Genomic DNA, 13598 nt, shown 5'->3' with positions numbered 1-13598 from the left:
ACATAATCTATTCCACCTACAATCGTAGATACTTCTTTTCTAGAGTTTTTTTCTAGTACTACAACATTGGAAGTTACCGAAATTGGCGTCTCATCCGCATTTACTGATATATCTACATTCTCTATACTTGTCAAACTTATTGAATAATTACTTGCAAACTTAAACGGTATACTTACGTGTTGTGTTCCTCCTGCCTTTACCTCAACCGTATCCATTGTTGCCTTCATATTAACTGTCTGCGATCCACTTGCTTTACTTACCATTCCATTGCTAACAAGGTTTGCAATAACCAGTGCACACAATAAAACATACGAAAGCAGCTTCTTCATTTTTTTCTCTTTCATTTTGCTCTCCTCCTCATTCACTTACTTCTTGCTAGTCTTTTCTTCTATCTTTTCTTCTTCACTATCTTGCTTCACATCATGGTCTTGCACTTCTTCTTCGCTTGCCTTATCTTTGTCTGCTTCAAAGACTTTTTCCTCTTCCTCATTTTCCTTGTCCACTTCCTTCTCAGCATTCAAGATATCAACGCTTTGTATCTTACCATCTAGGATATGAATAATCTTATCTGAAAACTCTGCTAATCGTCGGTCATGAGTAACCATAACGATCGTTTGATTATTCGTTCTCGCAATCTCTTTTATCAAGTCCATTACTTCCATTGTTGTCCTTGTATCAAGATTTCCTGTAGGCTCATCCGCAAACACAATTTCAGGTTTTGCAACAAACGCTCTTGCTATACCAACTCTTTGTTGCTGACCACCACTCATCTGCTTTGGCTTATGCTCTAGTCTTGTCTTAAGACCTACTTTAACCAACATCTCTCTCGCCATCTTTTTTCTCTTCTTTGATGGTATTCGCTTAAAAACTAATGGGAATTCAACATTCTCAAGTGCAGTCATTGAATTCATCAAATTGTATGATTGGAATACAAATCCCAAATACTTCTGACGGAATTTTGCAAGATTTTTTTCACTCATTTTATGAATGTTTTTTCCTTTTATAATAATCTGTCCACTTGTTATCTTTTCAATTCCCGCCATTAGATTTAACAACGTTGATTTACCAGAACCTGACGTTCCTAACAAGCAACAAAATTCACCTTTATAGATATCAAAGCTCGCCTCGTCTACAGCTACAATTTTTTCATTTCCCATCCGATATACTTTTTTTACATTACGAACTTCAATTATCTTTTCTCTCTCATCTGCCACTATCTCACCCCCTACTTTTTACTCTTCAAATAAAACTTGTAACTACTCAAGATTACCTCTTTCATGTTACGATTATTATATTTATCTATCCGTTATAAAATATATTCTTACATCTACAATCGTACTCTAAATTTGACAAATATAGAAGTATTTTTTTCTTAAGAATTTCTTACAATACCATCACTAACTTTGCCGTAGTCCGACAAAAACCGCAATACAGCGTATAGAATCACTCTATTTGCCATATCACGGTTTTTTAATAATAGTATCACTATTTTGCTCTTGTCACAGATGCAGCTTTCGCTGCTTCCTGCTCCTCTAAATCCTTTAACTCCAATCGTGAATCAATAAAACGAACAAACAAGACTTTAATCAATGCACCTACTGGTACTGCTAATATCATACCTAGGAATCCACCTACTGCACTACCAAAAATCAAGAAGATAATAACTAATAGTGGATGAATCTCTATACTTTGACTAAGTAATTTTGGTCCAATAATATTACCATCAATTGTTTGAATGATAAGTAGTGCAATTACTGCTATAATCATTCGTCTGTAATCACCATTAATCAAACAGACTAATACAGTTCCTGCATATGCTACAAATGGTCCAAAATACGGTATCAGATTACCTAGCCCCGCCAATATACCAATGACAATACCTAGCTTAACACCTATAACAGACAATGTAACACTAATTAATACCATCATTACAAGTACATCTGATAATTGCCCTTTCAAATATCCTGAAAAAACAGTATCGGCATCAACAATGAAGCTTCTAGCTCGGTTATGGAACTTTGTACTAAGTAACGCTCTTGATACTTTTGCAACATAACCCTTAATCATTGTACCATCTATCAAGAAATAGATTCCAATAATAAGTGCAAAGATACCTGTTGTTAGGTAACTTGAAATATTAGTTATTGAAAGTAATAACGAATTACCAAATCCCTTTAAACCATTAAGTAGAAATGTAGATGCTTCCTTAATATAAGAATTCAATTCGGCCGATTGAATATTTACACTTTCAAGCTTCACCATAATCTGGTTGATTGCTTCATTAATATTATTAATATACTCTGTAACAATAACTACAATGTCATCAAAATTAGCAACACGTACTTGATCTGTTACACTATAAACAAGCATAGAAATCAATGCTGATATTACTAATAATATAATAAATAGAGTTGTTACAACTGCGTATGTTCTACAAGAACTTTGTTTCTTTTTAAATATGCGCCATTTTTTATAATGATTTTCAATGAAATTCACAATCGGCTCTGTCAAATAGGCAAATACAAATGCTAACAGTATCGGCTTCATTACACGCAATATCCAATTCAGTTTTTCTAAAAGACTTCCTATTATTGTTGGAGCATTACTTGCTACCAAACTTAAACAATAGATAATAATGCAAGTCACAATAACATAAATGGATAATACCGTGTATTGTTTGTTCATCTTATCTTTTACTTTCATTCTGTTTTAAACACCTTTTTCCACATATAGTTTTATTACATCTACGGCATTATCAATTCCAATAAAATCACTCTTTATTGATAAATGATAGTTTTCTGCTTTTCCCCACTTCTCATTTGCATGATAGTTATAGTAGTTAGCTCTTCGCTTATCAATCTTTAGGATATTGTCCTCCGCTTTTGTAGGAGACATATTATATTTTGTAATTGCTCTCTCTACACGGTTTTTAATATCTGCCCACACAAATACATGAACAACGTTTGGATTTTCTTTCAATATGTAATCTGCACATCTTCCTACGATTACACATGGGCCTTCTTCTGCAACTTTTCTTATAACATCTGATTGCGCCAAGTAGATTCTATCATCTAATGATAAATTCGTGAATCCCATATCTTGGCTTCCATATGCACCCATTCCCATTGCAATTGAATAGAGCAAACTGTTTGTAGCCTTATCTTCAGCTCTTTCAAATACTGACTCAGCAAATCCACTTTCTTTTGCTGCTCTAGTAATTAATTCATTGTCGTAGAATGGGATACCTAATGTACTCGCTAGCTTTTCCCCGATTTCTCGTCCACCGCTTCCGTATTGTCTACTAATCGTAATAATCTTATTCATAACAATCCCTCCATTCGCCAATCTAACCTTGAATCCAAACTTTTGTATAACTATTATACCACTTTTTATGGGTTTGGGACAGAGTTATTTGATACTTTGTATTAAATCCTTCCCATTCTCAGTATATAATAAACATTCAAGAGAATAGGAAGGATTATTTATTACTCTATTGGTTGTGTTGTCTCTACTGGTTTCACTGGCTCTACTACTGCTTCGATCTGTCCGCCAATGGCAGCTACTGTTTCTACTACATCTTTACTTGCATTCGAATTGATTGTAACATTTCTTGTTACCTGAGCATCGTATCCTTTTGCTTTCACTAAATCTGTTAAATCAATTCCTGTTACTTCCTTCATTGACTCCATTACTTGAGTCATAACACCTGTTACATTGGAAGCTACACTAGAAACACCATTTCCATCGGAGCTTCCACCACCATCCATAATGATAATCTTATCAATCTGTGATAATGGTTTTGCAATATTCTCTGCAACATCAGGTAATACTTTAATAAGCATTTCTGCAACGGCTGCACCAGTATATTTTTGATATGCTTCCGCCTTTTTCTCCATTGCTTCGGCTTCTGCAATACCTTTTGCACGAATTGCATTCGCTTCCGCAATACCCTTTTGACTAATAACATCTGCTTCCGCTTGACCAGTTTGTTTAATTGCTTCGGCTTCCGCTATCGCTTTGACTCTTCTTGATTCTGCCTCTGCTTGTGCGAATCTAGTCTGTGCTTGCGCTTGTGCCTCTGCTTCTGCTATCTTACGATATTTATCTGCCTCTGCAATGGTTTGTTGCTTCTCTTTATCTGCAATTGCTGGTTCAACGACTTCTGCACGAAGACTTTCTTTCTTACGCTCTGCTTGTTTTTGCGCAAGTTCGATATTCTTCTGCTCTTTTGTAATCATAATCTGTACTTGAGCTGCTTCAATATCTTTTTGTCTTTCCTGCTTCAATAATTCGGCATCCATTTCGGCTGTTACTACTTCTTTGTTTGTAATATTTTTTTGAATTTCGTAAGCAGCATCTGCCTTTGCTTTCGCTGCTTGTTGCTCTTGCATATAGGCTGCTTCTTGTACTTGTTTTAACTTTGTTGCTTCTGCAATCTCTGTTTCAGCAAGAAGTCTTGCTTGTTCTCCAGCTCTTTTTGCCTTTGATGTTTCAATTTGCATCTCACGATCTGCTTCTGCTTTCGCAATCTCAGCATCTTTTTTCTTTTCTGCGATTTGCTTTACACCAAGTGCCTTAATATATCCATTCGTATCATTAATATCTTTAATTGTAAATACTTTAACTTCTAGTCCCATCTCCATAAGTTCTGTACCTACAACCTCTTGAACCTTTGAAGAAAATGTTTCTCTATCACGATAGATTTCTTCTACTGTCATTGTAGAAACGATTTCACGAAGCTTTCCTTCCAGTACATTCGTTGCTGTACTACGAATGGATTGTTCAATCATCATCTCATTCTTACCAGTAAACTGCTCAATCGCGTTGAATATAGAATTCTGTTCATTCTTTACTTTAATTACTGCTGTACCGATAACTGCAATTGGTACACCTTGTGATGACATACTCTCATCTGTTACCACATCAATTTGGATATTACCAAGTGATATGTAATCAATTCTTTCGAATACAGGAACAACAAGACCACCACCACCAGTGATAATCCTCTTCTTAAGACCTGTCACAACTGCCGCCTTATCTTGTGGTACTTTCTTCCACATTGATAGAATCACCATTAAGATAATAATAATTCCAGCAACAATCACAAGTACTGGTAACATGCTTTTTAACTCTTCTGGCATACGAAAACCCTCCTTATTCTCATTAACTTCTAAGATGTGTTGGAACAGTGTAATGAATTTTAACACACCCTAGTCTCTCTATAGTGAAACAGTATTTCTCTGTCTACTACCACTAGCGTTTAAACAAATAACCAACTAAGCAAACTATAATTCTTCCATCTTCTCAACAATCGCAATATTTTTTTCAAAATACAGTACCTTAACCTTTGTATCTTGTCGTATTCCTTCTAGTGTATTCGCTGATTTTGCTGGATATGAAGTTGTTATCCCATCTAATGTTGTAATACTTACACTTCCAAACCCTCCTGGGATTATTGTGTTGACGATTTTTGCATCAAACAAAAGTAATTCTTCCTTTGTATAGGTTGTATTCTCTATCTTCTTTAACTTATGTATTAACGTTTGTACAACAATAGCCATAAGATACCCAAGTGCCACTGCAATTACAATACACAAAACTTGATTTTCCTTATGAATTAACATCTTACCGACTGCACCAAATACTAATAATCCTGCACAGATACTTTGAATAGAAAACGGTAGCAAACTTACATGCATATCACCAATTTCAAAATTAAAATCTACATGTAAACCTTCAAACATACCCGATATTCCATCAAAAAATCCGTATATAATATCTGTAATCTGACCTAATAACAAATATATTAGAGGTATTCCTATCCCAATTATCATACATATTGTATACGTCTTCTCCATGCCACCCCTCCATCTCTTTCTGTTAATTAATTTTTCGTTCTATCCAATTTATTCTATTATACACTATTTTTGAATTGATTGGATTAAAAAATCATTAAGTTTTGTTTAAAGTGGATTTCTATATTCATAAACATAGCAAAAAGCCACAGAAACATGATTACCAACCTCATGTTCCTATGGCTTTCTTTAAAGCATATCTATTATAACATTATTCAACACAACCAAATCCAAGCATCTCTACCTTAAATTACTATACCCCATAAGACAACTATCCACTTCCTTCGCAACCTCACGACCTTCACGAATTGCCCATACTACTAGCGATTGTCCACGACGCATATCACCTGCTGCAAATACATTCTCTATATTTGTCTTATATGTTCCTTCCTCCGTTACTACATTCGTTCTTTCACTAAGTTCCACGCCAAATGCTTCTGCTACATAATTTTGTGTACCTAAGAAGCCTGCTGCAATAAGTACTAAGTCCACATCAACTTCATATTCACTTCCTGCAACTTCAGCCATGAAATATCGTTTTGCTTCTTCATTAAATTTACTCTCTAATTTCACAAGTTTGGCTTTGCAAACATTTCCTGTTTCATCAGCAATAAATTCTTTTACAGTTGTTTGATATACTCTTGGGTCATAGCCAAATGTAGCAATTGCTTCTTCTTGACCGTAATCTGTCTTACAAACGCGAGGCCACTCAGGCCAAGGATTGTTGTCAGCTCTTGTATTTGGTAACTTTGGCATCATCTCAAGTTGAAGAACTGATTTCGCTCCATGACGAATTGATGTACCAACACAGTCATTACCAGTATCTCCACCACCGATTACAAGAACATTCTTATCCTTTGCACTAATATACGTGCCATCTTTTAAATTGGAATCTAGCAAACTCTTTGTTGTTGATTTCAAGAAATCTACTGCATAATAGATTCCTTTCGCTTCTCTTCCCGTTACATTAATATCTCTTGGATTAGAAGCACCGCATGTTAAAATAACACTATCAAAATCTTTCCTGATTTTGTTTGCTTTGTAATTGCCACCAACATCTGCTCCCGTTATGAATGTAACGCCTTCTTCTTTCATAATTGCAATCTTACGCTCAATAATATGCTTCTCTAATTTCATATTTGGAATGCCATACATTAACAGCCCTCCAACACGATCATCTCGTTCGAACACAGTTACAAGATGACCTCTTTTATTCAATTGATCCGCAGCGGCAAGACCTGAAGGGCCAGAACCGATGATTGCTACGGTTTTACCAGTACGAACTTTTGGTGGGTTCGCTTTTATCAAACCTGTTTCATAGCCATTTTCGATAATTCCCATTTCGTTTTCTTTGATTGTTACTGCTTTTCCGTTCAAACCACATGTACATGCCGCCTCACATGGCGCAGGACATACTCTTGAAGTAAACTCTGGGAAATTATTTGTCTTTAACAGACGATTTAACGCCTGACTCATATTATCTGTATATAATAAATCATTCCATTCAGGAATCAAATTATTAAGTGGACAACCTGAGGTCATTCCGGCAATCATCATACCTGATTGACAAAATGGAACACCACATTCCATACATCTTGCACCTTGTTTCTTTCGTTCCTCCTTTGACAATGGCGTGTGAAATTCATTAAAATTCTCTATTCTATCTTTTGGTTTTATTGCTTGATTACCTATTCTATCATATTCCATAAATCCAGTTGGTTTTCCCATAACTAAAGTTCTCCCTTCTATCGTGTATTAGCATAGAACGCTTCAATCTGCGCTTGCTCACTACTAAGTCCCTTTTCTTCCATCTGTACAATCATCTGCATCATTCTACTATAATCATGTGGAATAATCTTTTTGAACTTAGGAAGGTACTGCATAAAGTCATCAAGAATTGCTTTACCACGTGCCGAATTTGTTGCCTCAACATGTTCTGAAATCATATTTTTAAGTTCCATTACATCATATTTTTCTGAAACTTGCTCTACCGCAACCATTTCTTTGTTTAATCTCATATATAAATTACTGTCTTCATCAAGCACGTAAGCTACACCGCCACTCATACCAGCAGCAAAGTTTTTACCAGTCTTTCCAAGAACAGCAACACGACCACCTGTCATATATTCGCAACCATGATCGCCGACACCTTCTACAACTGCTGTCGCACCAGAATTACGTACACAGAAACGCTCACCGGCAACACCGTTAATGAATACCTTACCACTTGTTGCACCGTATAGAGCAACATTACCAACAATAATATTCTCTTCTGCTTTAAAACTTGAACCCTTTGGAGGATATACAACAATCTTACCACCTGAAATACCTTTTCCTATATAGTCATTACAATCACCTGATAACTCTAATGTAAGACCATTTGGTATAAATGCCCCAAAACTTTGACCTCCAGCACCATGGCACTTGATTGTAATCGTATCTTCTTCTAATGAAGTTCCATAAACTCTTGTAATTTCAGAACCAAGAATTGTTCCAAGCGAACGATCAACATTCGTAACTTCTACTTCTAACGTCTTCTTCTGTCTATTCTCAGATGATAGACGTAATTTCTTCAAGAATATCTTTTCATCTATTGTTTTCTCAAGTTCAAAGTCATAGATTTGTTTTGGATCAAATATATATGATGTTTTCTCATCTGCGTATTCTGTCCCAAGAATTGCTGACAAATCAATCTTACTTGCATTTTCTTTCTTAAATGTAGTCTTTACTTTAAGTAAGTCGGTACGACCAACTAATTCGTCTACTGTCTTAATTCCAAGCTTAGCCATATATTCTCGAAGCTCTTCTGCAATAAAACGCATAAAGTTCTCTACATATTCTGGTTTTCCTTTAAAGTTCTTTCTAAGCTCTGGATTTTGAGTTGCCACACCAACAGGACAAGTATCAAGATTACATACACGCATCATAACACAGCCCATTGTTACAAGCGGAGCTGTTGCAAATCCATATTCTTCTGCACCAAGCAAAGCAGCAACTAGTACATCACGACCACTCATTAATTTACCGTCTGTCTCAATTCGTACTTTTGAACGAAGTCCATTCATAATTAATGTCTGGTGTGTCTCTGCAAGACCAAGTTCCCATGGAAGACCTGCATTATAGATAGAACTTCTTGGTGCTGCACCAGTACCGCCATCATATCCAGAGATTAGGATTACTCCTGCCCCTGCTTTCGCAACACCTGCTGCAATTGTACCAACACCTGCTTCGGATACTAACTTAACGGATATTCTTGCTTTTTTATTCGAATTCTTTAAGTCATAGATTAACTGTGCCAAATCTTCGATGGAATAGATATCATGGTGTGGTGGTGGTGAAATCAAACTTACACCTGGTGTTGAATGTCTTGTCTTAGCTACCCAAGGATATACTTTCTTACCTGGAAGATGACCACCTTCCCCTGGTTTTGCACCTTGTGCCATCTTAATTTGAATTTCATCAGCACTTACTAGATATTCAGACGTTACACCAAATCTACCTGATGCAACCTGTTTAATTGCAGAGCAACGATTCAAACCATCTTTCCCTGTATGAAGACGGTCTAAACTTTCTCCACCTTCACCACTGTTTGATTTACCGCCAAGACGGTTCATTGCAATTGCCAACGTTTCATGCGCTTCTTTCGAGATTGAACCATATGACATTGCTCCTGTTTTAAATCGTTTCACAATGCTATTAACACTTTCTACTTCCTTAATATCAATTCCCTTCTCTGGGAACTCGAAATCCATTAGACCCCTTAAATTAAGACCACTACCTTCTTCATCAATACATGCTGTATATTCTTTAAACATTTCATAATTTCCAGTACGTGTTGCTTCCTGTAATAGATGAATTGTCTTTGGATTATATAGATGTTCTTCCTGATTACTTCTTAATTTATGACTGCCAACACTATCTAATGTTAAATCTACATGCAATCCAAGCGGATCAAATGCTTTTGAATGTAAACGGTCTACCTGCTTTTCAATATCTTTTATTGTTATTCCACCAATACGGCTAACGGTATCTGTAAAATATTTCTCTACTACATTTTTATCAATACCAATTGCTTCGAATATCTTAGAGCCTTGGTATGATTGAATTGTAGATATACCCATTTTAGAAGCAATCTTTACAATACCATGAAGAATCGCGTTATTGTAGTCATTTACAGCCGCATAGTAATCTTTATCTAGCATATTATTGTCTATTAATTGTTTGATACAGTCTTGTGCAAGATAAGGATTCACTGCACATGCACCATATCCAAGTAATGTTGCAAAATGATGCACTTCTCTTGGCTCTGCACTTTCAAGAATCATCGCCACACGAGTTCTCTTCTTTGTCTTAACAAGATGTTGTTGCAACGCAGAAACAGCAAGTAACGATGGAATTGCAACATGATTTTCATCAACTCCACGATCAGATAGAATTAATACATTTGCACCTTCTTTATAAGCTCTATCCGCTTCCACAAACAAATGCTCGATTGCCTTATCTAATGATGTATTCTTATAGTAAGTGATTGGAATCTCCTCTACTTTAAATCCATCTGCTTTCATATTCTTAATTTTAAGTAGGTCTGTATTTGTAAGAATTGGATTATCAATTTTAAGTACATTGCAATTCTGCGCTTTCTCCTCTAATATGTTTCCATCTTCTCCAATATAAACTGTTGTACATGTTACTATTTCTTCACGAATTGCATCAATTGGCGGATTTGTTACTTGTGCAAAGAGCTGTTTAAAGTAATTAAACAATGGCTGCTCTTTATTCGATAATACTGGAAGTGGGCTATCTGTTCCCATTGCAGAGATTGGTTCTGCTCCCGCATTTGCCATAGGAAGAATCGTTGTTTTGTAATCCTCATATGTATAGCCAAATGCTTTTAGAAGTTTTGCCCTCTCTTCCTTGCTGTATTCCATTACCTTCTTATTCGGAATCTTTAAATCCTTTAAGCAAACAAGATTACCATCTAACCATTCTCCATATGGTTTTCTCTTTGCATAGCTATTCTTTAAATCGTCATCATCAATCAATTCACCTTTTACCGTATCAACAAGAAGCATCTTACCTGGACGAAGACGTTCTTTCTTAACAATTCTATCAGCAGGAATATCAAGAACTCCTACTTCTGATGATAAGATTAATGTATCATCACTTGTAATATAATAACGTGATGGACGTAACCCATTACGGTCGAGGATTGCTCCCATTATATCACCATCACTGAATAAAATTGACGCTGGGCCGTCCCATGGTTCCATCATTGTTGCATAATATTGATAGAAATCTTTCTTTTCTTGACTAATTGCACGATCATTACTCCATGGTTCTGGAATTGTAATCATTACTGCTAATGGCAAATCCATTCCACTCATTACGAGAAATTCCAATGCATTATCAAGCATTGCTGAATCCGAACCTTCTGTATTGATTACAGGAATAACTTTATGCATATGCCCTTTTAGATGTTTCGATTCCATTGTTTCTTCTCGTGCAAGCATCTTATCTGCGTTACCACGAATTGTATTGATTTCGCCATTATGCACGATAAATCGATTTGGATGTGCTCTTTGCCAACTAGGATTTGTATTCGTACTAAAGCGACTATGCACAGTTGCAATTGCTGATTCATATTCTGGACATTGCAAATCGCCAAAGAATAAACGTAACTGATCTACAAGAAACATTCCTTTATATACAATTGTTCTACTTGATAGTGAAACCACATACGTATTATCATTACTCTGTTCAAATATTCTTCTTGCAAGATATAATTTACGATCAAAATCAAGTCCTTTGTTTACATCATCTGGTTTCTTGATAAAGCATTGCATAATGCAGGGCATACAATCAATTGCCTTTTGTCCTAACGCATCTGGATTAGTCGGAACTTCTCTCCAACCAAGGAATTGTAATCCTTCCTTTTCCACAATAATTTCAAACATCTTCTTTGCTTGATTACGGCTTAATTCCTCTTGTGGAAAGAAGAACATACCTACACCGTATTCTCTCTCTGCGCCTAATTCAATCCCAAGTGGCTTTACTGCTTTCTTAAAAAACTTATGTGAGATCTGTAAGAGAATACCTACACCATCACCTGTTTTTCCTTCTGCATCCTTTCCAGCTCTATGTTCTAAATTCTCTACAATACGAAGAGCATCCTCCACTGTTTTATGTGTTTTAATTCCTTTAATATTCACAACTGCACCGATACCGCAATTATCATGTTCAAATCTTGGATCATACAATCCCTGCTTTACACGTTTCACTTCTTCACAATTCATCTCTTTCATATTACAACCATGCCCTTTCTACAATCTGCATATAATGAAATTACAAGCATTAATTAGATGCACTAAAAATCCGCAGTTAAAATGCAAAAAAGGCGCTCTTGGTTCAGTAAAATTTACTGTTCCAAGAACACCTTTGTTCTTAATCGTGATTATAATCCAAATTGCACAGAGATTCAAGAATAAAATTAATTCTTCTGTAACTTTTGTACAATTGCATAAAAACCACTTAATTCACACGCTATTTTTTGCACATTTTTTATATTTTTAAAGTTTTATACTACTTTTAACTAATAATATTAAGCATGGCTTCTTTCACCTATCGTTTGCAACGAAAACTTTTACACTCTCGCTACAACTCGACAAGGAAGACCCGTCATTCCTTCATAATTCATCGGATACGTACTTACAACCACACCTTCTTTATCTACCAATTCACGAAGACTACATAAATTCTCAACAACAAACACACCTCGATCTGCACAATACTGATCCCTTAGCGTATGCTCTTTTCCTCTTCGAATACCTGCAAAATCTACTCCAATAATTGAAACACCTTTGTCCGTTAATTTATTAATCAGTGCATCTGACAACTGTGGATGATTTGTAAAATAGTTCTTTCCACCATATCCTTCTTCCTCAATAAAACCAGAATAGAATGCAACAAACATATCTTTCCTCACTTTATCAATTGCAATATCATCCATTTCAATATCACGTTCTCCTACATTGCTTACATCAAAAACAATGCCATCTCGCTTCGTATACTCTAGCGGAAATTCCTTATTCATTACATCAAAATGTGTCCCCAAATGCCCAACTAAAGCCTTCTTCTCATTCCCTTGTGCATCACTCACCATCTTTGGGGTAACCTTTAGTGTTATATCAATTAGCATTATTATCTCCTCCTATCTCCACAATTTGCTCTCCTAAGTACTGATTAAATAAGTTCATAAATCCAGATATCTCTTCTAACTGTTGACTTGAAAACTGACTAAAGAATTTATTATCTCGATCTATCCATTTTTGATGCCTAGTTTGATGTTCTTTATATAATACTTCCCCACTCTTCGTCAATCTAAAAAAAATCTTCTGCTTATTATCAGGTAACATATATGATTCAATTACACCTACTGAAAGTAATCTTTTTGTTATCTTACTCACAGCACCTCTTGTCATATTCAATGACTTAGCAATCTCCGTTACATTCGGCTCTTCTAAATCACCAATCGCTGCTATTGTATGAATATCCGAATATCCATATTCGTGAAGCTTCTCATGTTCCGTTAACTTAGATAACAAATCCTGCTTCTCAAGAAACTCTGCAAATTGCATTAATAATTGATCGTTCATACGACCTGCTACTCAAAATATGGACAAATATCCCCATATCGAGATTTTTGTTGTTTCATCCTATATGCTTTTGATTTGTATTTCTACATAA

Annotated in this window: 10 protein-coding genes; all 10 read right to left on the bottom strand. The window is 35.7% G+C overall.

Annotated elements, in window-relative coordinates; translation table 11 throughout:
• On the bottom strand, positions 1 to 344 hold a 344-nt coding region (locus RMR19_RS03285), incomplete at its 3' end, for a hypothetical protein (protein WP_310602066.1).
• Between the two features lie 21 nt (positions 345 to 365).
• The gene (locus tag RMR19_RS03280) at positions 366 to 1157 is read right to left on the bottom strand and encodes an ABC transporter ATP-binding protein (RefSeq protein ID WP_310602067.1); all 792 of its coding nucleotides are present in this window, start codon (positions 1155 to 1157) and stop codon (positions 366 to 368) included.
• A 328-nt stretch (positions 1158 to 1485) separates the two neighbouring features.
• Positions 1486 to 2703: an AI-2E family transporter gene (locus tag RMR19_RS03275; RefSeq protein ID WP_310602065.1), complete on the bottom strand. Its 1218-nt coding sequence runs from the start codon at positions 2701 to 2703 to the stop codon at positions 1486 to 1488.
• Positions 2704 to 2709: 6 nt separating this feature from the next.
• Positions 2710 to 3324, bottom strand: a complete 615-nt coding sequence (locus RMR19_RS03270; RefSeq protein ID WP_310602064.1) for a cytidylate kinase-like family protein — start codon at positions 3322 to 3324, stop codon at positions 2710 to 2712.
• Positions 3325 to 3485: 161 nt separating this feature from the next.
• On the bottom strand, positions 3486 to 5141 hold the full coding sequence (locus RMR19_RS03265; RefSeq protein WP_310602063.1) for a flotillin family protein: 1656 nt from the start codon (positions 5139 to 5141) through the stop codon (positions 3486 to 3488).
• Between the two features lie 144 nt (positions 5142 to 5285).
• Positions 5286 to 5858 carry a hypothetical protein gene (locus tag RMR19_RS03260; RefSeq protein ID WP_310602062.1) on the bottom strand — a complete coding sequence of 191 codons (573 nt, stop codon included), beginning with the start codon at positions 5856 to 5858 and terminating at the stop codon, positions 5286 to 5288.
• A 237-nt stretch (positions 5859 to 6095) separates the two neighbouring features.
• Complete coding sequence (locus tag RMR19_RS03255; protein ID WP_310602061.1) at positions 6096 to 7583, bottom strand: glutamate synthase subunit beta; 1488 nt, start codon at positions 7581 to 7583, stop codon at positions 6096 to 6098.
• Between the two features lie 17 nt (positions 7584 to 7600).
• Positions 7601 to 12157, bottom strand: coding sequence for a glutamate synthase large subunit (gene gltB / locus RMR19_RS03250; RefSeq protein WP_310602060.1), 4557 nt, complete (start codon positions 12155 to 12157; stop codon positions 7601 to 7603).
• Positions 12158 to 12495: 338 nt separating this feature from the next.
• Positions 12496 to 13050, bottom strand: coding sequence for a cyclase family protein (locus RMR19_RS03245; RefSeq protein WP_310602059.1), 555 nt, complete (start codon positions 13048 to 13050; stop codon positions 12496 to 12498).
• A complete protein-coding gene (locus tag RMR19_RS03240) occupies positions 13040 to 13507 on the bottom strand; it encodes a MarR family transcriptional regulator (protein WP_310602058.1) in 468 nt (155 codons plus the stop codon). Before RMR19_RS03240 ends, RMR19_RS03245 begins: the two co-directional genes overlap by 11 nt.
• Between the last annotated feature and the right edge of the window lie 91 nt (positions 13508 to 13598).

This window comes from Anaerosporobacter sp. (genome assembly GCF_031551385.1).
Taxonomy (GTDB): domain Bacteria; phylum Bacillota; class Clostridia; order Lachnospirales; family Lachnospiraceae; genus Anaerosporobacter.
This window is presented reverse-complemented; position numbering and strand designations above follow the sequence as displayed.

Coding starts and splice junctions, on each gene's coding strand:
- RMR19_RS03280 (WP_310602067.1), bottom strand. CDS start 1,157: ATGGGAAATGAAAAAATTGTAGCTGTAGACGAGGCGAGCTTTGATATC.
- RMR19_RS03275 (WP_310602065.1), bottom strand. CDS start 2,703: ATGAAAGTAAAAGATAAGATGAACAAACAATACACGGTATTATCCATT.
- RMR19_RS03270 (WP_310602064.1), bottom strand. CDS start 3,324: ATGAATAAGATTATTACGATTAGTAGACAATACGGAAGCGGTGGACGA.
- RMR19_RS03265 (WP_310602063.1), bottom strand. CDS start 5,141: ATGCCAGAAGAGTTAAAAAGCATGTTACCAGTACTTGTGATTGTTGCT.
- RMR19_RS03260 (WP_310602062.1), bottom strand. CDS start 5,858: ATGGAGAAGACGTATACAATATGTATGATAATTGGGATAGGAATACCT.
- RMR19_RS03255 (WP_310602061.1), bottom strand. CDS start 7,583: ATGGGAAAACCAACTGGATTTATGGAATATGATAGAATAGGTAATCAA.
- gltB (WP_310602060.1), bottom strand. CDS start 12,157: ATGAAAGAGATGAATTGTGAAGAAGTGAAACGTGTAAAGCAGGGATTG.
- RMR19_RS03245 (WP_310602059.1), bottom strand. CDS start 13,050: ATGCTAATTGATATAACACTAAAGGTTACCCCAAAGATGGTGAGTGAT.
- RMR19_RS03240 (WP_310602058.1), bottom strand. CDS start 13,507: ATGAACGATCAATTATTAATGCAATTTGCAGAGTTTCTTGAGAAGCAG.